This is a genomic window from Streptomyces sp. NPDC005648, assembly GCF_040605395.1.
In the GTDB taxonomy this organism is placed as follows: Bacteria; Actinomycetota; Actinomycetes; order Streptomycetales; family Streptomycetaceae; genus Streptomyces.
Genome location: NZ_JBEXCS010000011.1, coordinates 106,603 through 131,375 on the forward strand (window position 1 = coordinate 106,603; position 24,773 = coordinate 131,375).

29 protein-coding genes are annotated in these 24,773 nt (G+C 71.7%); 22 read left to right on the top strand and 7 right to left on the bottom strand.

Translation table 11 applies throughout. From position 1 onward, the window contains the following. Window positions 1-10: 10 nt before the first annotated feature. A complete protein-coding gene (locus tag ABZT17_RS09215) occupies window positions 11-175 on the bottom strand; it encodes a hypothetical protein (RefSeq protein WP_356345736.1) in 165 nt (54 codons plus the stop codon). 236 nt (window positions 176-411) lie between these two features. On the opposite strand from ABZT17_RS09215, the gene ABZT17_RS09220 reads away from it, so the two are divergent. The 4 genes from ABZT17_RS09220 (at window position 412) to ABZT17_RS09235 (ending at window position 4,435) form a co-directional block, all read left to right on the top strand. Next, window positions 412-1,626, top strand: coding sequence for an NYN domain-containing protein (locus ABZT17_RS09220; RefSeq protein WP_356345738.1), 1,215 nt, complete (start codon window positions 412-414; stop codon window positions 1,624-1,626). 122 nt (window positions 1,627-1,748) lie between these two features. Continuing rightward, window positions 1,749-2,720, top strand: a complete 972-nt coding sequence (locus tag ABZT17_RS09225) for an ABC transporter ATP-binding protein (RefSeq protein ID WP_356345859.1) — start codon at window positions 1,749-1,751, stop codon at window positions 2,718-2,720. A gap of 163 nt (window positions 2,721-2,883) precedes the next feature. Next, complete coding sequence (locus ABZT17_RS09230) at window positions 2,884-3,708, top strand: ABC transporter permease (RefSeq protein WP_356345741.1); 825 nt, start codon at window positions 2,884-2,886, stop codon at window positions 3,706-3,708. A gap of 34 nt (window positions 3,709-3,742) precedes the next feature. Continuing rightward, on the top strand, window positions 3,743-4,435 hold the full coding sequence (locus ABZT17_RS09235; RefSeq protein WP_356345743.1) for an AAA family ATPase: 693 nt from the start codon (window positions 3,743-3,745) through the stop codon (window positions 4,433-4,435). Between the two features lie 324 nt (window positions 4,436-4,759). On the opposite strand, the gene ybaK is transcribed toward ABZT17_RS09235, so the two are convergent. The 4 genes from ybaK to ABZT17_RS09255 all read right to left on the bottom strand — a co-directional run bounded on the left by ybaK (window position 4,760) and on the right by ABZT17_RS09255 (window position 8,833). Further along, a complete protein-coding gene (gene ybaK, locus ABZT17_RS09240; protein ID WP_356345747.1) occupies window positions 4,760-5,260 on the bottom strand; it encodes a Cys-tRNA(Pro) deacylase in 501 nt (166 codons plus the stop codon). Window positions 5,261-5,280: 20 nt separating this feature from the next. Then, window positions 5,281-6,021, bottom strand: a complete 741-nt coding sequence (locus tag ABZT17_RS09245; RefSeq protein WP_356345750.1) for an LON peptidase substrate-binding domain-containing protein — start codon at window positions 6,019-6,021, stop codon at window positions 5,281-5,283. A gap of 11 nt (window positions 6,022-6,032) precedes the next feature. Then, window positions 6,033-7,097: a hypothetical protein gene (locus tag ABZT17_RS09250; RefSeq protein WP_356345752.1), complete on the bottom strand. Its 1,065-nt coding sequence runs from the start codon at window positions 7,095-7,097 to the stop codon at window positions 6,033-6,035. 146 nt (window positions 7,098-7,243) lie between these two features. After that, on the bottom strand, window positions 7,244-8,833 hold the full coding sequence (locus tag ABZT17_RS09255) for an oxidoreductase (protein ID WP_356345754.1): 1,590 nt from the start codon (window positions 8,831-8,833) through the stop codon (window positions 7,244-7,246). A gap of 159 nt (window positions 8,834-8,992) precedes the next feature. Here ABZT17_RS09255 and hisD point away from each other — a divergent pair, with 159 nt between their 5' ends. Genes hisD through hisF form a run of 8 tightly spaced genes read left to right on the top strand, consistent with a single transcriptional unit; the run spans window position 8,993 to window position 14,698 of the window. Further along, window positions 8,993-10,318, top strand: a complete 1,326-nt coding sequence (gene hisD, locus ABZT17_RS09260; RefSeq protein ID WP_356345757.1) for a histidinol dehydrogenase — start codon at window positions 8,993-8,995, stop codon at window positions 10,316-10,318. Continuing rightward, window positions 10,315-11,433 (top strand): histidinol-phosphate transaminase, encoded by a 1,119-nt coding sequence (locus ABZT17_RS09265; RefSeq protein WP_356345759.1) that lies wholly within the window; start codon window positions 10,315-10,317, stop codon window positions 11,431-11,433. Before hisD ends, ABZT17_RS09265 begins: the two co-directional genes overlap by 4 nt. Next, the gene (gene hisB / locus ABZT17_RS09270; protein ID WP_356345762.1) at window positions 11,430-12,023 is read left to right on the top strand and encodes an imidazoleglycerol-phosphate dehydratase HisB; all 594 of its coding nucleotides are present in this window, start codon (window positions 11,430-11,432) and stop codon (window positions 12,021-12,023) included. The genes ABZT17_RS09265 and hisB overlap by 4 nt, the downstream gene beginning before the upstream one ends. Further along, complete coding sequence (locus ABZT17_RS09275; protein WP_356345764.1) at window positions 12,020-12,184, top strand: hypothetical protein; 165 nt, start codon at window positions 12,020-12,022, stop codon at window positions 12,182-12,184. Before hisB ends, ABZT17_RS09275 begins: the two co-directional genes overlap by 4 nt. Then, the gene (gene hisH / locus ABZT17_RS09280) at window positions 12,175-12,825 is read left to right on the top strand and encodes an imidazole glycerol phosphate synthase subunit HisH (RefSeq protein ID WP_356345767.1); all 651 of its coding nucleotides are present in this window, start codon (window positions 12,175-12,177) and stop codon (window positions 12,823-12,825) included. Before ABZT17_RS09275 ends, hisH begins: the two co-directional genes overlap by 10 nt. Window positions 12,826-12,828: 3 nt before the next feature. Continuing rightward, window positions 12,829-13,554: a bifunctional 1-(5-phosphoribosyl)-5-((5-phosphoribosylamino)methylideneamino)imidazole-4-carboxamide isomerase/phosphoribosylanthranilate isomerase PriA gene (gene priA, locus ABZT17_RS09285; protein ID WP_356345769.1), complete on the top strand. Its 726-nt coding sequence runs from the start codon at window positions 12,829-12,831 to the stop codon at window positions 13,552-13,554. After that, on the top strand, window positions 13,551-13,946 hold the full coding sequence (locus ABZT17_RS09290; RefSeq protein WP_356345771.1) for a RidA family protein: 396 nt from the start codon (window positions 13,551-13,553) through the stop codon (window positions 13,944-13,946). Before priA ends, ABZT17_RS09290 begins: the two co-directional genes overlap by 4 nt. Beyond that, window positions 13,943-14,698, top strand: coding sequence for an imidazole glycerol phosphate synthase subunit HisF (hisF, locus tag ABZT17_RS09295; protein WP_356345774.1), 756 nt, complete (start codon window positions 13,943-13,945; stop codon window positions 14,696-14,698). Before ABZT17_RS09290 ends, hisF begins: the two co-directional genes overlap by 4 nt. A 54-nt stretch (window positions 14,699-14,752) precedes the next feature. Here hisF and ABZT17_RS09300 read toward each other — a convergent pair whose 3' ends face one another. Further along, window positions 14,753-15,148, bottom strand: a complete 396-nt coding sequence (locus tag ABZT17_RS09300) for a VOC family protein (protein ID WP_356345777.1) — start codon at window positions 15,146-15,148, stop codon at window positions 14,753-14,755. A gap of 10 nt (window positions 15,149-15,158) precedes the next feature. Beyond that, entirely contained in the window at window positions 15,159-15,794 is a 636-nt protein-coding gene (locus tag ABZT17_RS09305) for a TIGR03085 family metal-binding protein (RefSeq protein ID WP_356345780.1), read from the bottom strand. Window positions 15,795-15,868: 74 nt separating this feature from the next. On the opposite strand from ABZT17_RS09305, the gene hisI reads away from it, so the two are divergent. The 10 genes from hisI (at window position 15,869) to lgt (ending at window position 24,765) form a co-directional block, all read left to right on the top strand. Then, entirely contained in the window at window positions 15,869-16,282 is a 414-nt protein-coding gene (gene hisI, locus ABZT17_RS09310; protein WP_356345783.1) for a phosphoribosyl-AMP cyclohydrolase, read from the top strand. Window positions 16,283-16,293: 11 nt separating this feature from the next. Further along, a complete protein-coding gene (locus ABZT17_RS09315; RefSeq protein WP_356345786.1) occupies window positions 16,294-17,781 on the top strand; it encodes an anthranilate synthase component I in 1,488 nt (495 codons plus the stop codon). Window positions 17,782-17,833: 52 nt separating this feature from the next. Next, window positions 17,834-18,475, top strand: coding sequence for a TIGR02234 family membrane protein (locus ABZT17_RS09320; RefSeq protein WP_356345789.1), 642 nt, complete (start codon window positions 17,834-17,836; stop codon window positions 18,473-18,475). A gap of 157 nt (window positions 18,476-18,632) precedes the next feature. Continuing rightward, the gene (locus tag ABZT17_RS09325; RefSeq protein ID WP_356345791.1) at window positions 18,633-18,887 is read left to right on the top strand and encodes an HGxxPAAW family protein; all 255 of its coding nucleotides are present in this window, start codon (window positions 18,633-18,635) and stop codon (window positions 18,885-18,887) included. Window positions 18,888-18,962: 75 nt separating this feature from the next. Further along, window positions 18,963-19,409 (top strand): DUF2752 domain-containing protein, encoded by a 447-nt coding sequence (locus ABZT17_RS09330; RefSeq protein ID WP_356345793.1) that lies wholly within the window; start codon window positions 18,963-18,965, stop codon window positions 19,407-19,409. A 154-nt stretch (window positions 19,410-19,563) separates the two neighbouring features. Continuing rightward, window positions 19,564-20,373 (top strand): indole-3-glycerol phosphate synthase TrpC, encoded by an 810-nt coding sequence (gene trpC, locus ABZT17_RS09335; RefSeq protein WP_356345795.1) that lies wholly within the window; start codon window positions 19,564-19,566, stop codon window positions 20,371-20,373. Between the two features lie 296 nt (window positions 20,374-20,669). Continuing rightward, complete coding sequence (gene trpB, locus ABZT17_RS09340) at window positions 20,670-21,953, top strand: tryptophan synthase subunit beta (protein WP_356345798.1); 1,284 nt, start codon at window positions 20,670-20,672, stop codon at window positions 21,951-21,953. Further along, window positions 21,950-22,768 (top strand): tryptophan synthase subunit alpha, encoded by an 819-nt coding sequence (trpA, locus tag ABZT17_RS09345; protein WP_356345801.1) that lies wholly within the window; start codon window positions 21,950-21,952, stop codon window positions 22,766-22,768. Before trpB ends, trpA begins: the two co-directional genes overlap by 4 nt. 104 nt (window positions 22,769-22,872) lie before the next feature. After that, on the top strand, window positions 22,873-23,649 hold the full coding sequence (locus ABZT17_RS09350) for a thioredoxin domain-containing protein (protein WP_356345804.1): 777 nt from the start codon (window positions 22,873-22,875) through the stop codon (window positions 23,647-23,649). A 93-nt stretch (window positions 23,650-23,742) separates the two neighbouring features. After that, entirely contained in the window at window positions 23,743-24,765 is a 1,023-nt protein-coding gene (lgt, locus tag ABZT17_RS09355; RefSeq protein ID WP_356345806.1) for a prolipoprotein diacylglyceryl transferase, read from the top strand. Window positions 24,766-24,773: the final 8 nt, after the last annotated feature.

Sequence of the window (24,773 nt, forward strand, 5' to 3'; positions counted from 1 at the left end):
TATGCAGATGTCAGTTGTGACCGAAGCTCTTCTGCCGCCCCTTGCGGGCCATGTCGCCCGGGGTGACCTGCGTGGCACGCTGCTCGGCCTGCGCCTCCATCGAGGTCTGCTCGGCCTGCTGCTGACCGCGCTCGGTCTGCGGCTGCTTGCGGTTCTGCTTCTTGTTCTTGGCCATGGTGATCTGCCTCCTGTGGGGGATCTAGGGGCCAGGGCCGGGATCAGATTCACATAGGCTGACAAAGAACGCATTTCGGATAATTACCGTCCGTTACAGGGCTTGTCGGAGCGCGCGGGCGGCGGACGGGCCTCGAAACGCCACGCCGAAGATCGAGTTCGGACCGTTAACACCTGCGCGGTCGGGCAGACTCGAAGGAAGCCCGAAGCAAACCTCCCGGAAAGAGGGTGGATCGCGTGGACCGCTGCATCGTCCTGGTGGACGCCGGGTATCTGCTGGGTGCCGCCGCGAGTCTCCTCGCCGGGGAGCCCTCCCGCTCCCGCATCACCGTCGACCACGCCGCCCTCATCCAGGGCCTGCGCGAACGCGCCGAGTCGGACACCGAACGGCCGCTGCTGCGCATCTACTGGTTCGACGGCGCCCCCGACCGCGTCCCACAGCCCGAGCACCGCCGGCTGCGGGTGATGCCCCGGGTCACGGTCCGGCTCGGCGCCCTGACCCGCAGCGACGGACGCTGGGCGCAGAAGGGCGTCGACGCCGCCATGCACGCCGAGCTGACCGAGCTGGCCAGGAACCGCGCCTGCTCCGACATCGTCCTCGTCACCGGCGACGGCGATCTGCTGCCGGGCATGATGGCCGCCAAGGAGCACGGGGTCGCCGTACACCTGTGGGCCGTGCAGGCGGCCGACGGGGACTACAACCAGTCCGAGGACCTGGTCGCCGAGGCGGACGAGCGGCGGGTGCTCGACCGTACCTGGATCACCAAGGCCGTACGGGCCAAGGAGCTCGGCGGGATCTGTGCGCCGTCACCCGTGCCGCGGCCCGAGATCGCCGCGATCCTGTCGGCGCCGCTGCCGGACGCACCGCTCTCGGCGGCGCCCGAGCGGGCCGTCGAGGACGGCGAGCACGCGCCCGCGATCGCCGGCTCCGAGAACGGCACACAGGAGCGTGTGCCCGCGCCCAAGGGCGTCCCCACGCCCAAGGACCTCGCCGCCCTGCGCGCGCCGGGCGTCCAGCCCGCCCAGCACCCCGCCAACGCGACCCTGCGCTGGTCCTCCGACAAGGGCTGGGTCGACCGGCCGCCCGCCGAGCCCGCCGAGGCCGCCTCCATGCCGACGCTGGCGCAGCTGACCACGGCGGAGCAGCGGTGGGCCGACCGGGAGGAGGACATCACCACGGTCGGCGGTGATCCGTACGAGGTCGGACAGGTGTTCGCGCGGCGATGGATGGAGCGGCTGGGGGACCAGAGTCATCTGCAGAAGCTGTCCGGGATGTATCCGCGCATCCCGCACCGGATCGACGGCGAGCTGCTGCGGTACGCGGCGCGCTTCGGACTGCTGGCCCACAAGGACGACCAGATCGACGAACACGACCGTTACGCCATTCGGGCCGGTTTCTGGCGGGAGATCGACGTGCGCACGGCGGCGGAGCACGCGTCCGCAGGGGAGTAGTTCTTTACCGGCGGATTTGTGGTTGTGGACCTCCCCGAGACCGGGCGGGGCCTTCGGACCACGTACCCTCGTGCCTTGTGAGTACGCGCGCGGCACAGGCACTTCGGCACGGTGGCGATGTCGTGTGCGCGGTGCGCGGGCTGACCAAGACCTATCCGGCGGTGCGGGGACGGCGCGGCGCGCCGGGGGCCCCCGCGGTCCGGGCCACCGACGACGTGCGCCTCGACATCCGCCGCGGTGAGATCTTCGGGCTCCTCGGGCCCAACGGCGCCGGCAAGTCCACCCTCGTACGGCAGCTGACCGGGCTGATGCGGCCCGATGCCGGGCGCGTGGAGATCCTCGGACACGACATCGTCAAGCACCCCGAGCGGGCCTCCCGGATCCTCGCCTACCTGGGGCAGGAGTCCACCGCCCTGGACGAGCTGACCGTGTCGCTGGCCGTCGAGACGACCGGGCGGCTGCGCGGCCTGGAGGCGCGCCAGGCACGCGGTGAGCGGGACGCCGTACTCGAGGAACTCGGTCTCACGGTCCTTGCCGGGCGGGCGCTCAAGAAGCTGTCCGGCGGACAGCGGCGGCTGGCGTGTCTCGCCGCCGCGCTGGTCGGGGAGCGACCGCTGCTGGTGCTGGACGAGCCGACCACCGGGATGGACCCCGTGGCGCGGCGTGCCGTGTGGGCCGCGGTCGACCGGCGGCGGGCCGAGCGGGGGACGACGGTTCTTCTCGTCACCCACAACGTGATCGAGGCCGAGACCGTGCTGGACCGGGTCGCCGTGCTCGACCAGGGGCGGGTGATCGCCTGTGACACGCCCGCCGGCCTCAAGGAGCAGGTGGCCGGGGAGGTGCGGGTCGAGCTGGTGTGGCGCGAGACGGCGCCGCTGCACGTCCCCGAGGTCGCCGCGCTGCGCGAACGGGCCGTGGAGGCCGGGCGGCGCTGGACGCTGCGGCTCGTGCCCGAGGAGGCGCGCGCGGTCGTCGCCACGGTCACCGGCGGGGCCGCCTTCGCGGCGCTGGACGACTTCACGCTGGCCACGCCCAGCCTGGAGGACGTGTATCTGGCGCTGGGCGGGGCGGCGCGCGGGCTGGTGAAGGCGTGAGCGTGAGGGGCGTGAGCGTGAGCGGGATGTCCGCCGGGACCGTACAAGGTGTCGTGTCCCTACGGACGGCCGTGCCGGGTCGGATGGCCGTGTCCGTGCAGGGACGGGAGAGCGCGTCCGTGGGGGACGGCGTGCGCGCCGCAGGGAAGGAGCGCAGCTCGTCGTGAGTGTCGTACCCGCCGAGATGCTGCCCGGTGCCGCGGCCGAGGAGGCCGACGGTGCGCCGGGCGAGGAGGAACTCGGACCGAGGGCCCGGATGTGGCCGTCGCTCGTCGCCGTGTACCGCGCGCAGCTGTCGCGGGCCCGCGTCGCGCGGATACCGCTGCTGTTCGTGGCGACCTTCCAGTCGGTCGGCATCATGATCATGCTGCGCGGGGTCGTGGACGCGGGTGGCGACGACGCCCGGTTCGTGGTCGCCGGAGGGTCCGTGCTGGTCGTGGCCTTCGTCGGGCTGAACCTGCTCGCCCAGTACTTCGGACAGCTGCGGGGCAACGGGGGGCTCGACCACTACGCGACGCTGCCGGTGCCGCCCGCGGCGGTGGTGCTGGGGGCGGCGGGGGCGTACGCGTCCTTCACCGTGCCCGGGACCGTGGTGACCGCGATCTTCGGGAGCGTGCTGTTCGGGCTGCCGCTGGCGCATCTGTGGGTGCTGCTCGCCGTGATCCCGCTCGCGGGAGCGGCGCTGTCGGGACTGGGGGCGGCGCTGGGGCTGCTCGCGCCGCGGCCCGAACTGGCGACCCTGCTGGGGCAGCTGGGCATGTCGGTGGCCCTGCTGCTCGGAGTGCTGCCGGCCGACCGGATGCCGGAGCTCGTGCGGTTCGCCCGGGATCTGCTGCCGTCGACCTACGGCGTGGAGGCTTTCGCACGGACCTTCGGACCGCATCCCGACTGGGCGTTCGTCGTCGGTGACCTGGCCGTCTGCGCCGGGGTGGGCGTCGCCTCGCTGACCGTCGCCACCTGGGCGTACCGTCGGGCGGCCGTCCGGTGACGCGCCGCACAGGCGGGCCTGGCACGATGTCAGGGTGACCGCACCGTTGACTCCGCCACCGCCTCCGCATGAACAGTCCTCGCAGAACGCGTGGCAGCCGCCGGCTGCCGGGTATGCGCCTCCCGCCGCGCGCGACGCGGCCTGGGACGGTACGTACGGACAGGACGGGCCCGGGATGAAGACCGAAGTGCGGGACGCCGCCGTGATCACGGTGGCCGTGGCGCTCGGTGGGGTGCTGCTCGGGGTGCTGTGGTGGTGGCTGGCGCCGCATGTGCCGCTGGTCGGGGACGTCGTGGACAAGAGCTGGGTCGTCTATCTCGCCGACAGCGAGGGGGAGCAGGCGGTCGGGGTGGACGGAACGTTCACGCTGCTCGCGCTGGGGTTCGGTGCGGTGAGCGCGCTGGGCGTGTTCTTCTGGCGGCGGCGTGGGGGTGTGCCGCTCGTGGTGGCGCTGGGGGTCGGGGGGCTGCTCGGGTCTCTGCTGGCCTGGCGGCTGGGTGTGTGGCTCGGTCCCGCGCAGGATGTGATCGCGCATGCCAAGCAGGTGGGGAAGGGGGTCACCTTCTCGGCGCCGCTGAAGCTGGGGGCGAAGGGGGCGGTGCTGGCGTGGTCGCTGGCGGCGCTGCTGGTGCATCTGGGGTTGACGGCGCTGTTCGGTCCCCGGGATCCGGATCCGTACCAGCAGGGGCCCGCGCAGCAGGATCCCTACGGCGCCCCACTCCCGTAGACCGGTTTCTCGCCCCCACCGCCCTTACCCGTCCCATCCCCAGGGGCTGCCGCCCCTTCGACCCCGCGCCCTGGGGGCTGCTGCCCCAGACCCCCGCCATCGGCCTGAACGGCCTCGTCCTCAAACTCCCCCGGAGGGGGCACCCCCAGACGGGCTGAATCACACGGACCGGCGTTTGAGGGTGCGGTTTCCTTCGATGGGTGGGAGGTCAGGACGGGCGGTGGCCGTGGTTGGAGCGGCCCTTCTTGACGCGCCACTTGCGCTTGCGGGTTCTCTTCGACATGTCTCTCGTTCTTAACCGAGCGAGAGACCGGCGTCGAGGGGTCACGCGCGGCCGATGGGGGCCACCACCGCTTCGGTGAGCTTCGTGAGGTCCTCGGGGGAGAGTTCGACCTCCAGGCCGCGGCGGCCCGCCGAGACGCAGATCGTGGGGTGGGCGGAGGCGGAGGCGTCCAGGACCGTGGGGAGTTTCTTCCGCTGGCCGAGGGGGGAGATGCCGCCCCGGACGTAGCCCGTGGTGCGTTCGGCGAGGGTGGGGTCGGCCATCGCCGCTCGTTTCCCGCCCACCGCGGTGGCCAGCGACTTGAGGTCCAGGGTGCCCGCCACCGGGACCACGGCCACGGTCAGCGTGCCGTCCACGTCCGCCACGAGTGTCTTGAAGACGCGCTCCGGGGACACCCCCATCGCCTCCGCCGCCTCCTCGCCGTACGAGGGGTGCGCGGGGTCGTGGTCGTAGGCGTGGATCGTGAAGGGCACGCCCGCCGCCGTGAGGGCCACCGTCGCCGGTGTGCCGCCCTGCTGCTGTTTCTTCGACTTCTTCGCCATCCCGGCCTTCACAAGTGATGTCAGTTGAGGCTCGTCCGGCCGCGCGTCAGGTCCGACGCGGGCAGTGACGGCAGGCTACGGATGATGGCCGTCTCGGAGCGAAGGAGTTTCAGCTCGTCGCGGAGCCGGGACGCGGTGTCGGGAGCCTGGAGGAGGCGTTGTTTGGTGGGGGTGTCCAGCATCATCGCCGCCGCGACCAGGTAGGAGACCACCGCCGGTTCGTCGGGGAGGTCGGCGCCCGTGGACAGCGACCGCTCCCGCGCGCCCGCCAGGCGCTTCTGGTACTGGCGGAAGGCCCGCAGCACCCCCTCGGCGAGCGCGCCCGCCTCGTCGCCCCGTTCCTCCGGGAGCTCCTCGAGTTCGGCCGTGAGATAGGGGCCCGAGGCATCCAGGGAGACGACGCGGACACGGGTGGTTCCCGTCGCCAGGACCTCGTACGTGCCGTCCTCCCGCTCGCGGATCGTCGCCGCGTCCGCCACACAGCCCACGCCGTGGAACGACTTCAGCGGATCGGTCCCGAAGCCGGCCGCCGGGCCGCGCTCCGGCACCGCCGTGGGATCCGGCATGCCGGGCGCGCTCGGCGCCACCTCGTGGCCGTCGCGGATCGCCACGACGGCGAACCGGCGCGGTTCCTCCTCGGGGGTCTTGAGCAGGTCGCGCATCATGGCGCGATAGCGCTCCTCGAAGACGTTCAGCGGGAGCACCAACCCCGGGAACAGCACCGAGTTCAGGGGGAAGAGCGGGAGACGGACGATGGTCACGGCGCAAGAGCCTAATGGTCGGCGGAGCGGGCGCGTCCGCCATGGTCACCGAGCGGCTCCCGAGGGGGCGGTTCCAGAGCCTCCGAGCAGTGGCCGACGACGTCCGCGCGCATCTTCAGGAAGAGGGCCAGCGGGTCGTCCGACAGGTGGTCCCACGGGAAGGACGTGGCGTACGGGCCGATCAGCCGCAGTTGGGCGAGCGCGTCCTGCCGGCGCTCCAGGCGCACGAGGACGTACACCAGTTTGTTACGTATCTCGGCCGGCCAGGGCGTCGCCGCCGGGAAGCGGGCCGAGAGGGCGATCGCCCGGTCGGCCGCCGCCTCCAGCCGCTCGCGCGGCACCTGGCTGTCGGCGCCGCCGGTCAGACAGGCGAAGGCCGCCCGGGACGGCAGCGCCTGCAGGAGCGAGTCGTCCTGGGCGTCCTGGGCGGCCCGGTCGGCGAAGTCGAAGCACTCGCGGTACGAGCCCTTCCAGGAGGCCGCCAGATAGCGCAGGGCGGCCGTGTGGCAGCCGTAGTGGTGCGGGGCGCGGCGCAGTGCCGCCTCCCAGAGCTCGCCGAAGTACTTGTGGCCCGCGCCCGCGCCGCGCGCGTGGTCCAGCGCGATCCGCCACGGCACCGGGTCGCGGTCGTCGCCCCGCGCCGCGGCCGTGATCATCGGGCTCACCTCGCGCAGCAGCTCAGCGCGCGCCGGGGAGTCCCAGGCGCGGTCCACCGCGAGCTGGGCACGCAGCAGCAGGACGTCCGGGTCGTGGGGCGTGTCCGCGTACCACTGCTCCAGCCACTCGACGCGTGAGCGCGCGAAGGCCGTCAGCCGTCTGGCGTAGCGGTCGCGGTACTCCCACTCGCCGCGCGCGCGGGTGCCGGTCAGCAGCGCGGACACCGGGCCGTACTCGCCGCGCGCGGCGGCGACCAGCGCGGGGCCGAGCCGGTCGTCGGGCGCGTCGAGCAGGACCTCGTCGTCGGCCGGCAGGCCGAAGGCGTCCGCGGGCGGCGCGGAGGCGGCGGGGTGCTGAGCGGTCCGGGGGGTCCGGGCCGCGCGGCTGAAGGGGTGCAGCAGTGCCATGGTGTCGACCATTGAAAGGCCGCAGGTCAGGGGTGCGCCAGCGGGAAGGGGCAACTCATCGAAAGTTGTACGCCCGGCAGTCAAGACACCGTAAAGGTCCTATGTGCAACAACTGTCCGGCATATGGAGATCCCGTGATGATCGGATCCGGGCGGTGATCAGTTGCGGCGCAGCAGCCGCGTCGCCCCGGCCGCCACCGTGGTCGCCAGCACCCAGCCCAGCAGGATCATCATCGCGGCCAGCCACTGCCAGCCACCGCGCAGCTGCCAGACCCCGACCTGCCCCAGATCGATGACCGGCAGCAGCAGGTCCAGCGCGAACAGCGCCGGGTTCCACGGCGGATGCGCCCCCGGCTGCAGCGGCGGATGACTCGCGTGCGCGAAGGCCAGCGAGCCCGCCGCCCACAGCACCGCCATCCACACCGCGGCCCGCCCCGGCCGGTATCCGTAGGCCACCGTCCAGTCCTGCGCGTATCCCCACAGCTTCGCGGCGACCGGCAGGCTCTCCCGGCGCCGGCGCTGCTTGGCCAGCAGCACCTCGCGCGCGTCCTCGTCCTCACCGCCCGCCCGCAGCACGGCGGCCAGGCGCTCGTACGGCTCCGGGTTGTACTCGGCGGTCGCCGCGGCCACCCACTCCAGCCGCTCCTCCAGCGGGAAAGGCCCCTGCGGTACGAGGTTCTCGTACTGGAAACCGCCCATGTGCAGGTTGCCCGGGGCCGGCCAGGCGCTCGACCGGTCGATCAGGTTGACCACCCGTGCCCCCGACAGGACGACCTTGCCGCGCTGCGGCTTCTCGCCGAGGAACCGCAGTTCCGGTGTCTGGACGCGGCGCAGCGACAGCTCCTGGTCGTCGGTGAAGGCGAACCGCGCCCGCTCCAGGTCGACCGCGTCCCCGAACCGGCCGTCGTCCAGGCGCACCCCGCCCTGGGCCTCGAACCGCTGGATGCGCGTCCCGCGCGCGGGTGTCGCCCCGCTCAGCATCGACGCCCCGACGCCGGCCGGGGTCAGATAGAGCGTGCGCCCGACGGTCAGCTGGGGCGCGTTCAGCGCGAGCCGGCCGTACGGGTTGGCGAGGCGCGCCCCGCGCAGGCTCAGCGACACACCGACCTTGGCGCTGCGCAGGCTCAGCTCGCCCTCCGACTCCAGCAGCTCGGCCTGGAGGTCCTGGCCGACCGTCATGCCGTCGGCGGCGATGGAGCGCCCGGAGCGGTCCCGGCGGACGATCGCCTGGTTGAGCATCAGATCCGTGCCGATGTGCGCGTCGGTGAGCCGGACACCGTTGTGGAACCGGCAGCGCGGCAGATGCAGATCGCCCTCCGTGTGCACCCGGGCCGCCTCCAGCCGGGGCACCGAGCAGCCGATCATCCGCATCGTCGTGAAGCGGGCCTCCGGCAGCAGGACGTCCCGCTCGAAACGGCAGCCGCGCATTTCCACGTACGGCGTCACGATCCCGCCCGCGAGATCCATCGTGCCGCTGATCTGCACACCGGCCAGCTTCAGCGAGGACACCCGGCCCGCGAGCGCCGGCGGCCCGTCCAGCAGCAGCCAGCACACGATCCGCGCCCGTACGGTCCGCCCGGGCCCCCAGGGGTGTCCGCCGTGCGGATCGTCGACGACCGGGTCCCCGCTGCTCAGGTCGTACACGCTGCCGTTGCGGAAGGCCTGCCACATACCGGCCTCGGCGGCGGTCAGATCGTCCGGCAGCTCGCCGGCGTCTCCTCCGGCACGCAAGCCGGCCCCCTCGGTCACTGCTCCTCCAGTCCCTGTGCTCGCACAACCGTTCATGCCCGTTGGTCAACACCCGAAGCACAGGACGTGAAGGCGATCTTCCGGGTTCCCCCGGCCGTTCTGTATCAGCCATTGATACGCGCGGACGACGCCGGACCCCCGTCTGAGAGAATTGAGTCCGTGATCTCCCGAATCGATCTGCGCGGCGACGCCCTCCCCGAGGGCCCCGCCCTGCGCGACCTGCTGCCCCGAGCCGACTTCGACGTTCAGGCCGCCCTCGAGAAGGTGCGTCCGATCTGCGAGGCCGTGCATCATCGGGGCGACGCGGCGCTGATCGACTTCGCCGAGAAGTTCGACGGGGTGAGGCTGAAGCAGGTCCGGGTGCCCGCCGAGGCGCTCACCAAGGCGCTCGACGAGCTCGACCCGGCCGTGCGCGCGGCCCTGGAGGAGTCCATCCGGCGCGCCCGTCTCGTCCACCGCGAGCAGCGCCGTACGACGCACACCACCCAGGTCGTGCCGGGCGGTTCCGTCACCGAGAAGTGGGTGCCGGTCGAGCGCGTCGGGCTGTACGCGCCCGGCGGCCGCTCGGTCTACCCCTCCTCGGTGGTCATGAACGTCGTGCCCGCTCAGGAGGCCGGCGTCGAGTCCATCGCCCTCGCCTCGCCCGCCCAGGCCGAGTTCGACGGGCTCCCGCACCCGACGATCCTCGCCGCCTGCGCGCTGCTCGGCGTCGACGAGGTGTACGCCGCCGGGGGCGCCACCGCCGTCGCGATGTTCGCGCACGGCACCGAGTCCTGCGCGCCCGCCAACATGGTCACCGGCCCCGGCAACATCTGGGTCGCCGCGGCCAAGCGCTACTTCACCGGCAGGATCGGCATCGACGCCGAGGCCGGTCCGACCGAGATCGCGGTCCTGGCCGACGAGTCCGCCGATCCGGTGCACGTCGCCGCCGACCTGATCAGCCAGGCCGAGCACGACCCGCTGGCCGCCGCCGTCCTGGTCACCGACTCCGTGGCGCTCGCGGACGCGGTCGAGAAGGAGCTGGAGGCGCAGGTCGCGGCCACCAAGCACATCGAGGACCGGATCGTGCCCGCCCTGAACGGCCGGCAGTCCGCGATCGTCCTCGTCGACGGCGTCGAGGAGGGGCTCCGGGTCGTCGACGCGTACGGCGCCGAGCACCTGGAGATCCAGACGGCCGACGCCGCCGCCGTCGCCGACCGGGTGAGGAACGCGGGCGCCGTCTTCATCGGCCCCTGGGCGCCGGTCTCGCTCGGCGACTACGCGGCCGGCTCCAACCACGTCCTGCCCACCGGCGGTTGCGCCTGCCACTCCTCGGGTCTGTCGGTCCAGTCCTTCCTGCGCGGCATCCACATCGTCGACTACACACAGGACGCGCTGGCCGAGGTCGCGCATCACGTGGTCACGCTGGCGGAGGCGGAGGACCTGCCGGCCCACGGGGCGGCGATCAAGGCAAGGTTCGGCTGGAAGGTACCGGCGAGCAAGTGAACTTCGGAATCGACGATCTCCCCGTACGGGACGAGCTGCGGGGCAAGTCCCCTTACGGCGCGCCCCAGTTGGACGTCCCCGTACGGCTGAACACCAACGAGAACCCCTACCGGCTGCCCGAGGCGCTGGTCGAGCGCATCACCGAGCGTGTCCGCGAGGCGGCCCGCGACCTCAACCGCTACCCGGACCGGGACGCCGTGGAGCTGCGCACCCGGCTCGCCGAGTACCTGACGGACACATCCGGTCACCGGGTCGGCCCGGCCAACGTCTGGGCCGCCAACGGCTCCAACGAGGTCATCCAGCAGCTGCTGCAGACCTTCGGCGGACCGGGCCGTACGGCGATCGGCTTCGAGCCGTCGTACTCGATGCACGGTCTGATCGCCCGGGGCACGGGCACGGGCTGGATCTCCGGTCCGCGCGACGCCGACTTCACCATCGACCTGGCGGCGGCGCGGAAGGCGATCGCCGAGCACCGGCCGGACGTCGTCTTCGTCACCACCCCGAACAACCCCACGGGCAACGCGGTCCCGCGCGAGACGGTCCTCGCGCTGTACGAGGCCGCGCAGGCCGCGAAGCCGTCGATGGTGATCGTGGACGAGGCCTACATCGAGTTCAGCCACGGCGACTCGCTGCTGCCGCTCATCGAAGGACGGCCGAATCTCGTCGTCTCACGGACCATGTCCAAGGCGTTCGGCGCCGCCGGTCTTCGCCTCGGCTACCTCGCCGCGCACCCCGCCGTCGTCGACGCGGTGCAGCTCGTACGGCTGCCCTACCACCTCTCGGCCGTCACCCAGGCGACCGCGCTGGCCGCCCTGGAGCACACCGACACGCTGCTGAAGTACGTCGAGCAGCTGAAGTCGGAGCGGGACCGGCTGGTGAGCGAGCTGCGGGCGGCCGGATACGAGGTCGTGGAGTCGGACGCGAACTTCGTGCAGTTCGGGCGGTTCGAGGGGGAGGGCGGCTCGCACGCCGCCTGGCAGAGGATCCTCGACCACGGGGTGCTGGTCCGGGACAACGGCATTCCGGGATGGCTGCGGGTGTCCGCCGGAACCCCGGAGGAGAACGACGCGTTCCTCGACGCGGTACGCGCACTGAAGAAGGAGCACAGTTCATGAGCCGCGTGGGACGCGTGGAACGAGTCACCAAGGAGACGTCGGTGCTCGTCGAGATCGATCTCGACGGCAGCGGCAAGGTCGATGTGTCGACAGGCGTCGGCTTCTACGACCACATGCTCGACCAGCTCGGCCGGCACGGTCTGTTCGACCTGACCGTGAAGACCGAGGGCGATCTGCACATCGACTCGCACCACACCATCGAGGACTCCGCCCTCGCGCTCGGCGCCGCCTTCAAGCAGGCGCTCGGCGACAAGGTGGGGATCTACCGCTTCGGGAACTGCACGGTCCCGCTGGACGAGTCCCTGGCCCAGGTGACCGTCGACCTGTCCGGCCGCCCCTACCTCGTGCACACCGAGCCCGAGAACATGGCGCCGATGATCGGCGCGTACGACACCACGATGACCAGGCACATCCTGGAGTCCTTCGTCGCCCAGGCCCAGATCGCGCTGCACGTGCACGTGCCGTACGGTCGAAACGCCCACCACATCGTGGAGTGCCAGTTCAAGGCGCTGGCGAGGGCGCTGCGGTACGCGAGCGAGCGCGACCCGCGGGCCGCCGGCATCCTCCCCTCCACGAAGGGCGCGCTGTGACCGGGCTGTCGACCGTCCTCATCGTCGTCGGCCTCTTCCTGGTCGGCGGCATCATCTCCTTCGTCAAGCAGGGGATGCCCAAGCAGCTGATCGTGCTGCTGTCGATCGGCGCCGCGATGTGCCTGGTCGCCGGGATCATGCGGCTGGAGGTGTGGAATTGAGCGCTCCGTCCAAGAAGGTCGTCGTGTTCGACTACGGCTTCGGGAACGTGCGGTCCGCAGAGCGCGCCCTCGCCCGCACCGGGGCCGACGTCGAGATAACCCGTGACTTCGACCGGGCCATGAACGCCGACGGTCTGCTGGTGCCGGGCGTCGGCGCCTTCGCCGCCTGTATGCGGGGGCTCAAGGAGGCGCGCGGCGACTGGATCATCGACCGCCGACTGTCCGGCGGGCGCCCGGTGATGGGCATCTGCGTGGGCATGCAGATCCTGTTCGCGCGCGGTATCGAGCACGGCGTGGAGACCGAGGGCCTCGACGAGTGGCCCGGCTCCGTCGAGCCGCTCCAGGCCGAGATCGTGCCGCACATGGGCTGGAACACCGTCGAGGCACCTGCCGGCTCCGAACTCTTCGCCGGGCTGGACGCCGACGCGCGCTTCTACTTCGTGCACTCCTACGCGGTCCACGACTGGTCCCTCGAAGTGCACAACCCGGCCATGCACGCACCCAGGGTGACCTGGACGACGCACGGCAAGCCCTTCGTCGCGGCCGTCGAGAACGGCGCCCTGTGGGCCACCCAGTTCCACCCCGAGAAGTCCGGCGACGCCGGAGCGCAGCTGCTCACCAACTGGATCGGAACCCTGTAGACCATGGCCAAGCTCGAACTCCTCCCCGCCGTCGACGTCCGCGACGGCCAGGCCGTACGCCTCGTGCACGGCGAGTCCGGGACCGAGACCTCCTACGGCTCCCCCCTTCAGGCCGCCCTCGCCTGGCAGCGGTCCGGCGCCGAGTGGCTGCACCTGGTCGACCTGGACGCCGCGTTCGGCACGGGTGACAACCGCGCGCTGATCGCCGAGGTGACGAAGGCGATGGACATCAAAGTGGAGCTGTCCGGCGGCATCCGCGACGACGACACCCTCGCCGCCGCCCTGGCCACCGGCTGCACCCGCGTGAACCTCGGCACGGCCGCACTGGAGACCCCGGAGTGGGTCGCCGAGGTCATCGCCGAGCACGGCGACAAGATCGCGGTGGGCCTCGACGTACGCGGCACGACCCTGCGCGGCCGTGGCTGGACCCGTGACGGCGGCGACCTCTACGAGACGCTGGAGCGCCTCGACAAGGAGGGCTGCGCGCGGTACGTGGTCACGGACATCGCCAAGGACGGCACGCTCCAGGGCCCCAACCTGGAGCTCCTGAGGAACGTCTGCGCGGCGACCGACCGCCCGGTCGTGGCCTCCGGCGGCGTGTCGTCCCTGGACGACCTCCGGGCCATCGCCGAGCTGGTACCCCTCGGTGTCGAGGGCTCCATCGTCGGGAAGGCCCTGTACGCGAAGGCGTTCACCCTGGAAGAGGCCCTGGAGGCGGTAGCGCAGTGAGCGATCTACGACGCGTCACGACCGGTGCGCCCTGGGAGGACGCGTTCGGCTACTCCCGCGCGGTGGAACTGCCGAACGGTCTGGTGCTGGTCTCCGGCTGCACGTCCATAGTGGACGGCGAGATCGCCGGGGGCGGCCCGTACGAGCAGGCGGTCAACGCCTTCAACGTCGCGCTGGCGGCCCTGGGACAGCTGGGGCTCGGCCGCGACGACGTGGTGCGCACGCGGATGTACATCACGCACGCACGGGACGTGGAGGACGTCGGACGGGCCCACAAGGAGATTTTCGGCACCGTCCGGCCCGCCGCGTCCATGCTCATCGTCTCCGGTTTCGTCGACCCCAGCCTGGTCGTCGAGGTCGAGGTGGAGGCATACCGAGGGGGGTCCGCATGACCCTCGCGGTCCGAGTCATCCCCTGCCTGGACGTGGACGGCGGCCGGGTCGTCAAGGGCGTCAACTTCCAGAACCTGCGCGACGCGGGCGACCCCGTCGAGATGGCCAAGGTCTACGACGCCGAGGGCGCCGACGAGCTGACGTTCCTGGACATCACCGCCTCGTCCGGCAACCGCGAGACCACGTACGACGTGGTGCGCCGTACGGCGGAGCAGGTCTTCATCCCGCTGACGGTCGGCGGGGGCGTGCGCACGGCGGAGGACGTGGACAAGCTGCTGCGGGCCGGCGCCGACAAGGTGGGTGTCAACACGGCGGCCATCGCTCGGCCCGAGCTGATCCGGGAGATCGCCGAGCGGTTCGGCCGGCAGGTGCTGGTCCTGTCGGTGGACGCGCGGCGCACCCCCGAGGGCACCTTCGAGGTGACGACCCACGGCGGCCGCAAGGGCACCGGCATCGACGCCGTCGAGTGGGCGCACCGGGCCGCCGAGCTCGGCGCGGGTGAGATCCTGCTCAACTCGATGGACGCGGACGGCACCAAGGACGGCTACGACCTGGAGATGATCGCCGCCGTGCGCAAGCACGTCACGGTTCCCGTCATCGCCTCCGGCGGCGCGGGCAGGCTGGCCGACTTCCCGCCGGCCATCGACGCGGGTGCGGACGCCGTGCTGGCGGCTTCCGTCTTCCACTTCGGCGATCTGCGGATCCGCGAGGTCAAGGACGCCCTGCGCGGGGCGGGACACCCCGTACGGTGACACGCCGGCCCTCCGGCGCGTCGAGGTGAGCCCCGGCCGGCGGACGGCCGGGGCTCACCTGCGCTGCGCCAGCTGAATCAGGTTGCCCACGGTGTCGTCGAGCACGGCCGCGATCACCGGCCCCTGCTCCTGCGGACTCTGCGTGAAGCGCACGCCGAGCCCCCGCAGGCGCTCGTACTCCGCCTCGATGTCGTCGACGGAGAAGACGATGCACGGCAGCCCCGCCTCGTACACCGCCTTGCGGTACGGCTCCGCGATGGGACCCTGGCCGGGCTCCAGCAGCAGCTGGAGATCCTGCTGGGCCCCCTCGGCCGCCCCCACCGTGACGAACAGCGTGCCGCCCCCCAGGTCCATGCGGGTGCGGGTCTCGAAGCCGAGGACGTCCGTGTAGAAGGCGTGCGCCTTGGTGACGTCGTCGACGTACACACTGGTCATGGCGACCTTGATCATCGCGAGCCTTTCAGATGCCCAGTTGCTTCGCTTCGTGCAGCTTGGCGATCGCGTCCTCGTCGCCGTCCAGCTCGACCTTGGCGGTGCTCTGCCGGCCCATGGTGAACAGCAGCAGCTCGGACGGCTCGCCGGTCGCCGTCACCACGGGCGTGCCGCGGTGCGCGACCGCCGTCTGCCCGTCCGGACGGCGCAGGACCAGCCCGGTGGGCACATTGCGGCCGACCAGGCGGGCGGTGCGCTCCAGACGCGACCACAGGGCGTCCTGGAAGACCTGGTCGAGTTCGCGTGGCGTCCAGTCCGGCCGGGCCCGGCGGACGTCCTCCGTGTGGACGTAGAACTCCACCGTGTTCGACATCTCGTCGACCTGCTTGAGCTGGAAGGGCGAGAAGCGCGGTGGGCCGGTGCGGATGAGCTGGATCAGCTCCTCGTACGGCTTCGCGGCGAACTCGGCCTGCACCCGCTCCAGGCGCGGCGCGAGCTGCTTGATCAGAAGACCGCCGGCGGCGTCGGGGCGGCGCTCGCGCACCACCACGTGCGCGGCGAGGTCACGGGTGAGCCAGCCCTCGCAGAGGGTCGGGGCCTCGGGCCCCTCCGCCTCCAACAGGTCGGCCAGGAGAAGTCGTTCACGCTTGGCGAAAGTCGACATGCGGTCAGCCTACGACCCTCCGTCAGGTCCGCCCAGTGGACACCCCACCGTCACTGTCAGTGGCGCGCGGCACAATGGCACCCATGACCAGTCCGACCGGTACCCCCCGGCCCAGCAACCTCGACCCCGGGATCGCCGCGCGCCTCAAGCGCAGCGCCGACGGGCTCCTCCCCGCCATCGCCCAGCAGTACGACACCGGTGAGGTGCTGATGCTCGGCTGGATGGACGACGAGGCGCTGCACCGCACGCTCACCACCGGCCGCTGCACGTACTGGTCGCGCAGCCGCCAGGAGTACTGGGTCAAGGGCGACACCTCCGGCCACTTCCAGTGGGTGAGGTCCGTCGCCCTGGACTGCGACGCGGACACCGTGCTGGTCAAGGTCGACCAGGTCGGCGCCGCCTGCCACACGGGCGCGCGCACCTGCTTCGACGCCGACGTGCTCGTCAAGGACGGCGCCGATTCCGACGTACCGTCCGCGGATCAGTAAGGTCTGCCGCCATGGACCTTGAGACCTTCCGCAAGCTCGCCACCGACCGGCGCGTCATCCCGGTCACGCGCAAGCTCCTCGCCGACGGCGACACACCGGTCGCGCTCTACCGCAAGCTCGCCGCCGAGCGCGTCGGCACCTTCCTGCTGGAGTCCGCGGAGAACGGCCGCACGGCTTTCCAGTGGTCTCGCTACTCGTTCATCGGTGTCCGCAGCGCCGCCACCCTCACCTCCCGTGACGGACAGGCCCACTGGCTCGGCACCCCGCCCGTCGGGGTCCCCGTGGACGGCGACCCCCTCGCCGCCCTGCGCGCCACCATCGAGGCCCTGCACACCCCGCACCAGGAGGGCCTGCCGCCCTTCACCGGCGGCATGGTCGGCTATCTGGGCTACGACATCGTCCGCCGCCTGGAGAAGATCGGCCCCGGCGAGCGGGACGACCTGAAACTGCCCGAGCTGACCATGCTCCTCACCAGCGACCTCGCCGTCATGGACCACTGGGAGGGCTCGGTCCTCCTGATCGCCAACGCGATCAACCACAACGACCTCGACACCGGTGTGGACGAGGCCTACGCGGACGCGGTGGCCCGCCTGGACGCCATGGAGGCGGACCTGTCCCGCCCGGTCGCCCAGCCGCCCGCCGTCCTCCCGCCCTCCGAACTGCCCGAGTACACCGCGCTGTGGGGCGGCCCCGACTTCCGGGCGGCCGTCGAGGACGTCAAGGAGCGCATCCGGGCCGGCGAGGCCTTCCAGGTCGTACCGTCCCAGCGCTTCGAAACGCCGTGCACGGCGAGCGCGCTGGACGTCTACCGGGTCCTGAGGGCGACCAACCCGTCGCCGTACATGTACCTGTTCCGCTTCGACGGCTTCGACGTCGTCGGCTCGTCCCCCGAGGCCCTCGTCAAGGTCGAGGGCGGGCAGGCCATGGTCCATCCCATCGCCGGCACCCGACACCGCGGCGCCACCCCGCAGGAGGACCAGGCCCTCGCCGACGAGCTGCTCGCCGACCCCAAGGAGCGTGCCGAGCACCTCATGCTGGTGGATCTCGGCCGCAACGACCTCGGGCGCGTCTGCGAGCCGGGCTCGGTCGAGGTCGTCGACTTCATGTCGGTCGAGCGGTACTCCCACGTGATGCACATCGTCTCCACCGTCACCGGCAGGGTCGCCGAGGGCCGCACCGCCTTCGACGTCCTCACCGCCTGCTTCCCGGCCGGCACCCTCTCCGGCGCCCCCAAGCCCCGGGCGATGCAGATCATCGACGAACTCGAGCCGTCCCGGCGCGGGTTGTACGGCGGCTGCGTCGGCTACCTCGACTTCGCGGGCGACTCCGACACGGCCATCGCCATCCGCACCGCGCTGCTGCGGGGCGGCACGGCGTACGTCCAGGCCGGCGCCGGCATCGTCGCCGACTCGGACCCGGTCGCCGAGGACCAGGAGTGCCGCAACAAGGCGGCCGCGGTGCTGCGCGCGGTGCACACCGCCAACCGGCTGGGAAAGTAGGACGGGGCTCACGTGAACCCCGGGTGACGGTTCACCCGGGGTTCGGGCGATAGTGGAGTACGTGACTGCTGTACCTCACCCCCGTTCAGAAGCCGCAGGACCCGCCCGGGCCGGCCGCCTCTCCCTCGCCGTCGCCCTGCCGGCCGGTGCGCTCGGCGCGGCCGTGGCGCTGCTCGCCACCCGGCAGCGCTGGTCGGAGGGCACCGCGACGGTGGCCGGCGGCGCCTTCCCCCTGACCGCCAAGGGCAGCGACGTCACCGGCGTCCCGGCCGCCCTGGCCATAGTGGGCCTCGCCGCGCTCGTCGCCGTCTTCGCCGTCCGCAGGTCGGGCCGGCTGCTCGTCGCGGCCCTGCTCGCGCTGTGCGGCGCCGGCACGATCGCCGCCGCGCTGCTGGGCGTCTCCGACAGTTCCGCGCTCGACGAGAAGGCCGCGCAGGCCGCGGGCGACACATCGGCCACGGTGGACGCGCTCAGCCATACGGCGTGGCCGTACGTCGCCGCGGTGGGGGGCGCGTTGATCCTGCTGGCCGGTCTCCTCGCGCTGCGCTACGGCCGTCACTGGCCGGCGATGTCGGGTCGCTACGAGCGGGACGGCGCGCCGAAGCCCCGCCGCAGGCCCGTCGTGGCCGATCCGGATCGGCCGGAGGACATGTGGAAGGCGTTGGACCGGGGCGAGGATCCGACCGGGGCTTAGCGCTCCGCGGACGCCGTTCGGCGCGCCGGGACAGCTGGGCGGTGTCATCTGTCGTCGACTCGCCAGGGCCACCCCCGCTCACGTCGCCCGTACCCGTGCGGGACAATGGCGATCGAGCATCCGGCTCGGACACGTACACAGCAACGAGGAGCAAGTCATGGCGGGCAGCAGCCACGGTCACACCCCGGCCGCCTGGACCGGTGTCACGATCGCGTTCATCGGTTTCTGCGTTTCGGGCGCCTTCATGGTGATGGCTCAGCCCGTGGGCTTCTGGGCCGGCATGGCGATCGTGGCCGTCGGCGGGGTCGTCGGCTGGGTCATGAGCGCGATGGGCATGGGGCAGCCGAAGGACACGCACGAGCAGTTCCAGACGGCGCTGGCCGAGAGCCGCGCCGCGAGCGCGAAGAGCTGACCGACGCAGGCTTGCGGAGGGGCGGTCCGGCACCGGACCGCCCCTCACGCGTGTGCGCGGCCGCCGAGGGGGAGAATGCGTTACGTGAATGCCGAGAGCCGGACCATGACAGGGCCCGACACCGCCTCCGCGGCGGCGCGCCTCGCCGTGCCCGCCGGGATCATGGCGGCCGTCGCCGGGGCCTTCGCCTATGTCGGCGCGGTGGACCCCAACCAGCCCGGCCACTACCCCGTCTGCCCCCTCTACCGGCTGACCGGCGTCTACTGCCCGGGCTGCGGGGGACTGCGCAGCGCGCACCAGTTCATCCACGGCGACTTCCTCGGGGCGCTCCACGACAACGCCCTGGCCGCCGTCGGCTACCCGCTCTTCGCCGTGCTGTGGACCGTATGGGTGGTCCGCGCGGCCCGTGGACGCCCGCTGCGGCTCGCCCTCGCTCCGGCGCACCTGTGGGCGGTCGGCGCGTTGCTGCTGGTCTTCACGGTGGTCCGGAACCTGCCGTTCGGTGGCTGGCTGCGTCCTTGATGAACGGGCGAAGGCCCAGGTGGAGGGAGTGGCGTCAACCGGATGCGAAGGCTACGCCCTCCTACGGATACCATCGCAGTGACCACAGTTCTCTCACCTTGGTCGACAGCTTCGACAGCGTCGACAGTCCACCGTCTGGAAGGGGGCCGCTCGCGTGAGTGTGCTCGACGAGATCATCGACGGAGTCCGTGCCGACCTCGCGGAGCGGCAGGCGCGCGTCAGCCTCGACGAGCTCAAGGAGCGCGCGGCGAAGGCACCCGCGGCCAAGGACGGCGTGGCCGCCCTGCGCGGTGACGGCGTCAAGGTGATCTGCGAGGTCAAGCGCTCCAGCCCCTCCAAGGGCGCGCTGGCCGCGATCGCCGACCCGGCCGGGCTGGCCGCGGACTACGAGGCGGGCGGCGCGGCCGTCATCTCCGTCCTCACCGAACAGCGCCGCTTCGGCGGCTCGCTGGCCGACCTGGAGGCCGTCCGCGCGCGTGTGGACATCCCCGTCCTGCGCAAGGACTTCATCGTGACGTCGTACCAGCTGTGGGAGGCCCGCGCGTACGGCGCCGACCTCGCCCTCCTGATCGTCGCCGCGCTGGAACAGCCCGCCCTGGAGTCCCTCATCGAGCGCGCCGTCTCCATCGGCCTCACCCCGCTCGTCGAGGTGCACGACGAGGACGAGGTCGAGCGGGCGGTGGACGCCGGCGCCAAGATCATCGGCATCAACGCGCGCAACCTCAAGACCCTCGAGGTCGACCGCGGCACCTTCGAGCGGGTGGCCCCCGAGATCCCCGACCACATCGTCAAGGTCGCCGAATCCGGCGTCCGGGGCCCCCACGACCTCATCGCCTACGCCAACGCCGGCGCCGACGCGGTCCTGGTGGGCGAGTCCCTGGTGACGGGGAAGGACCCGAGGACGGCGGTCTCCGATCTGGTGGCCGCGGGAGAGCATCCCGCTCTTCGCCACGGGCGCGGTTGATCACCCGCTAGGCTTACCCCGATGACTTTCACCATGACGACCGTGGACCGGTACGCCCGTCTCGCGCGCGGCTGCCGTCCCCGGGGCTGCCGTGCGCCCGCCCGTAGGGTGCACGGCCGTCGAGTGCGATTCGTCATTGGGGACGAACCTGGGCAGGTAAACGGCCGTCGATGGCAGCGCGCCCCAGAGGGGCGCGGGGAACTGCGCGACCAGCCGCACACGGCCTGAGGTCGTACAACAGGCTCCGCCCCCACGGCGATCCGTTTTCTCACCAAAACTCACCGTGAGGTTTCCGCATGCCCAGCGACTTCTTCATCCCCGACCCCGAGGGTCGGGTACCGAGCCCCGAGGGCTACTTCGGCGCGTTCGGCGGCAAGTTCATCCCGGAGGCCCTCGTCGCCGCCGTGGACGAGGTGGCCGTCGAGTACGACAAGGCCAAGCACGACCCCGAGTTCGCCAAGGAGCTCGACGACCTGCTGGTCCACTACACCGGCCGCCCCAGCTCCCTCACCGAGGTGCCGAGGTTCGCCGGACACGCCGGTGGCGCCCGGATCTTCCTGAAGCGGGAGGACCTCAACCACACCGGCTCGCACAAGATCAACAACGTGCTCGGCCAGGCCCTGCTCACCCGCCGCATGGGCAAGACCCGCGTCATCGCGGAGACCGGCGCCGGCCAGCACGGCGTCGCCACCGCGACCGCCTGCGCGCTCTTCGGCCTGGAGTGCACGATCTACATGGGCGAGATCGACACCGAGCGCCAGGCCCTGAACGTGGCCCGGATGCGCATGCTCGGCGCCGAGGTCATCGCCGTGAAGTCCGGCAGCCGCACCCTCAAGGACGCCATCAACGAGGCCTTCCGCGACTGGGTCGCCAACGTCGACCACACCCACTACCTCTTCGGTACGGTGGCCGGCCCGCACCCCTTCCCCGCCATGGTCCGCGACTTCCACCGGGTCATCGGCGTGGAGGCCAGACGCCAGATCCTGGAGCGCGCCGGGCGCCTCCCCGACGCGGCGATCGCCTGTGTCGGCGGCGGCTCCAACGCCATCGGACTGTTCCACGCCTTCATCCCGGACACCGGCGTACGCCTGATCGGCTGCGAGCCGGCCGGCCACGGGGTCGAGACCGGCGAGCACGCGGCGACCCTCACCGCCGGTGAACCCGGCATCCTGCACGGCTCCCGGTCCTACGTCCTCCAGGACGAGGAGGGCCAGATCACCGAGCCGTACTCGATCTCGGCCGGCCTCGACTACCCGGGCATCGGCCCCGAGCACTCGTACCTCAAGGACAGCGGTCGCGGTGAGTACCGCGCGGTCACCGACGACGCGGCGATGCAGGCCCTGCGCCTGCTGTCGCGCACCGAGGGCATCATCCCGGCGATCGAGAGCGCGCACGCGCTCGCGGGCGCGCTGGAGGTCGGCAGGGAGCTGGGCGAGGACGGCCTGATCGTCGTCAACCTGTCGGGCCGCGGCGACAAGGACATGGACACCGCCGCGCGCTACTTCGGCCTGTACGACACCGACGCCGAGGTCGCCGCCGACGAGGCCGACCTCGCGGAGATCGAGGGGGACGCCAAGTGAGCGGGAACATTCAGCTGCTGTCCGACACCCTCGCCGCGGCCAGGGCCGAGGGACGCTCGGCCCTCATCGCCTACCTCCCGGCCGGGTTCCCGACCGTGGACGGCGGCATCGAGGCGATCAAGGCCGTCCTCGACGGCGGGGCGGACGTGGTCGAGGTGGGCCTGCCGCACAGCGACCCGGTCCTCGACGGTCCCGTCATCCAGACCGCGGACGACATCGCCCTGCGCGGCGGAGTCAAGATCGCCGACGTCATGCGCACGGTCCGCGAGGCGCACACGGCCACCGGGAAGCCGGTGCTCGTGATGACGTACTGGAACCCCATCGACCGCTACGGCGTCGAGCGGTTCACCGCCGAGCTCGCGGAGGCCGGCGGCGCGGGCTGCATTCTGCCCGACCTGCCCGTGCAGGAGTCGGCGCCGTGGAGGGAGCACGCGGACAAGCACGGACTCGCGACCGTCTTCGTCGTCGCCCCCAGCAGCAAGGACGCCCGGCTCGGCGAGATCACCTCGGCGGGCAGCGGATTCGTCTACGCCGCCTCGCTCATGGGTGTCACCGGCACCCGTGAGTCGGTCGGCACGCAGGCACAGGACCTGGTGGAGCGCACCCGCGCCACCGGCACCGGCCTGCCCGTCTGCGTCGGCCTCGGCGTCTCCGACGCGCAGCAGGCCGCCGAGGTGGCCGGCTTCGCCGACGGTGTGATCGTCGGCTCGGCCTTCGTCAAGCGGATGCTGGACGCGCCGGACGACAAGGCCGGCATCGAGGCGGTCCGCGAACTCGCCGGTGAGCTGGCGAAGGGCGTGCGCCGGCAGGTGTGACGCCGGCACCGGTGCCACGGAACACAACGGAACATTCGGTCACTCGAACGGGTGGACCTGGGACCGGGGAGGCGCACTGCGTCTCCCCGGTTCGTTCTGGGGGTGTGAGCGAGAAGAATCGTGACGGAAAGCGGACCGCCCGAGAGCGGCTGGCGGCCGAACGTGAGAAGCAGAAGTCCGCGGAGCGGCGCCGGCGCACGCTGATCGTCGGCGCGAGCGTGGTCGGCGTCCTGGGCCTCGCGGCGGTCATCGGCGTGGTGGCGGCCAACGCCGGCAAGGACAAGAGCACCAAGAGCTCCGGACCGGCCGTGGCGCCGTCCGGTGCCCAGGGCAAGGACAGCCTGGCGATCCCGGTCGGCAAGGACGGCGCCAGGACGACGCTCACCGTCTGGGAGGACTTCCGCTGCCCGGCCTGCCAGGCCTTCGAGACGACGTACCGCCCCACGATCCACGAGCTGACCGACTCCGGCCGGCTCAGGGTCGAGTACCACCTGGTCAGGCTCATCGACGGCAACCTCGGCGGCACCGGTTCGCTCCGCGCGGGCAACGCGGCGGCCTGCGCCCAGGACGCCGGGAAGTTCCGCGACTACCACGACGTGCTCTACGAGAACCAGCCCGAGGAGACCAATGACGCCTTCTCCGACAACAGCAAGCTGATCGAGCTGGCGGGCAAGGTGAGCGGTCTCGACACGGCCACGTTCCGCACCTGTGTCAACGACGGTACGCACGACAGCTGGGTCGACAAGTCCAACGCCGCGTTCAAGGCGGGCGGTTTCACCGGCACACCGACCGTGCTGCTGAACGGCAGGAACATCTACCAGGACCAGACGATGACCCCGGCGAAGCTGAAGCAGCTGGTACAGCAGGCCGACAAGGGGTAAGCCGCGTCGGCGGGTTTCACACCCGCCCGTTATGGAGCCGTAGCCGGGCTGCCTGCCGTGGGCGCGGTCCGGCACGGTAGCGTCGACCCTGCCATGGAAGAACTTGCCTACATTCCGAGCCCGACGCGCGGGGTGCTGTACCTCGGCCCCATCCCGCTGCGCGGCTACGCGTTCTGCATCATCATCGGCGTCTTCGTCGCGGTCTGGCTCGGCAACAAGCGCTGGATCGCCCGCGGCGGGCGGGCCGGCACGGTGGCCGACATCGCTGTCTGGGCGGTGCCGTTCGGCCTCGTCGGCGGCCGTCTCTACCACGTGATCACGGACTACGAGCTGTACTTCAGCTCGGGCCGCGACTGGGTCGACGCCTTCAAGGTGTGGCAGGGCGGCCTCGGCATCTGGGGTGCGATCGCGCTCGGCGCGGTCGGCGCGTGGATCGGCTGCCGGCGCCGGGGCATCCCGCTGCCCGCCTACGCCGATGCCATCGCCCCCGGTATCGCCTTCGCCCAGGCGATCGGCCGCTGGGGCAACTGGTTCAACCAGGAGCTGTACGGCAAGGAGACCCATGTCCCCTGGGCGCTGCACATCACGTCCTCGGCGGACGGCCGGGTGCCCGGGTACTACCACCCGACCTTCCTCTACGAGTCCCTGTGGTGCGTGGGCGTCGCCTTCCTGGTCATCTGGGCCGATCGGCGCTTCAAGCTGGGGCACGGACGGGCGTTCGCGCTCTATGTCGCGGCGTACTGCGTGGGCCGGGCGTGGATCGAGTACATGCGGGTCGACGACGCCCACCACATCCTGGGGCTGCGGCTGAACGACTGGACCGCCGGGATCGTGTTCCTGCTGGCGGTGACGTACATCGTGATCTCGCTGAAGAAGCGGCCGGGCAGGGAAGCGGTGGTCGAACCCGGGGCCGAGGCGGAAGTCACCGGCGAGGACGGCGACGCCCCGGGCGAAGAGGCCGAAGGAACGGACAAGGCCGGGGGCGCGGAGAAGGCCGACGGCGGCACGGACACCGGGGAGCCGGAGGAACGGACCGCGGACGAGGCCGAGGAAGAGGCCGCGGACGGGGCCGAAGACGGGGCCAAGGACGAGGCCGGGTCGGCCAAGAAGAGCTGACGTCGGTT

Excerpts from the sequence above, each read along its gene's own strand:
- ABZT17_RS09305 (WP_356345780.1), bottom strand. The coding sequence starts at position 15,794 with ATGTCGACTTTCGCCAAGCGTGAACGACTTCTCCTGGCCGACCTGTTG.
- ABZT17_RS09215 (WP_356345736.1), bottom strand. The coding sequence starts at position 175 with ATGGCCAAGAACAAGAAGCAGAACCGCAAGCAGCCGCAGACCGAGCGC.
- ybaK (WP_356345747.1), bottom strand. The coding sequence starts at position 5,260 with ATGGCGAAGAAGTCGAAGAAACAGCAGCAGGGCGGCACACCGGCGACG.
- priA (WP_356345769.1), top strand. The coding sequence starts at position 12,829 with ATGGCCAAGCTCGAACTCCTCCCCGCCGTCGACGTCCGCGACGGCCAG.
- ABZT17_RS09315 (WP_356345786.1), top strand. The coding sequence starts at position 16,294 with ATGGACCTTGAGACCTTCCGCAAGCTCGCCACCGACCGGCGCGTCATC.
- ABZT17_RS09250 (WP_356345752.1), bottom strand. The coding sequence starts at position 7,097 with ATGGTCGACACCATGGCACTGCTGCACCCCTTCAGCCGCGCGGCCCGG.
- ABZT17_RS09300 (WP_356345777.1), bottom strand. The coding sequence starts at position 15,148 with ATGATCAAGGTCGCCATGACCAGTGTGTACGTCGACGACGTCACCAAG.
- trpB (WP_356345798.1), top strand. The coding sequence starts at position 20,670 with ATGCCCAGCGACTTCTTCATCCCCGACCCCGAGGGTCGGGTACCGAGC.
- ABZT17_RS09325 (WP_356345791.1), top strand. The coding sequence starts at position 18,633 with ATGGCGGGCAGCAGCCACGGTCACACCCCGGCCGCCTGGACCGGTGTC.
- hisB (WP_356345762.1), top strand. The coding sequence starts at position 11,430 with ATGAGCCGCGTGGGACGCGTGGAACGAGTCACCAAGGAGACGTCGGTG.
- hisF (WP_356345774.1), top strand. The coding sequence starts at position 13,943 with ATGACCCTCGCGGTCCGAGTCATCCCCTGCCTGGACGTGGACGGCGGC.
- ABZT17_RS09330 (WP_356345793.1), top strand. The coding sequence starts at position 18,963 with ATGCGTTACGTGAATGCCGAGAGCCGGACCATGACAGGGCCCGACACC.
- hisI (WP_356345783.1), top strand. The coding sequence starts at position 15,869 with ATGGCACCCATGACCAGTCCGACCGGTACCCCCCGGCCCAGCAACCTC.
- lgt (WP_356345806.1), top strand. The coding sequence starts at position 23,743 with ATGGAAGAACTTGCCTACATTCCGAGCCCGACGCGCGGGGTGCTGTAC.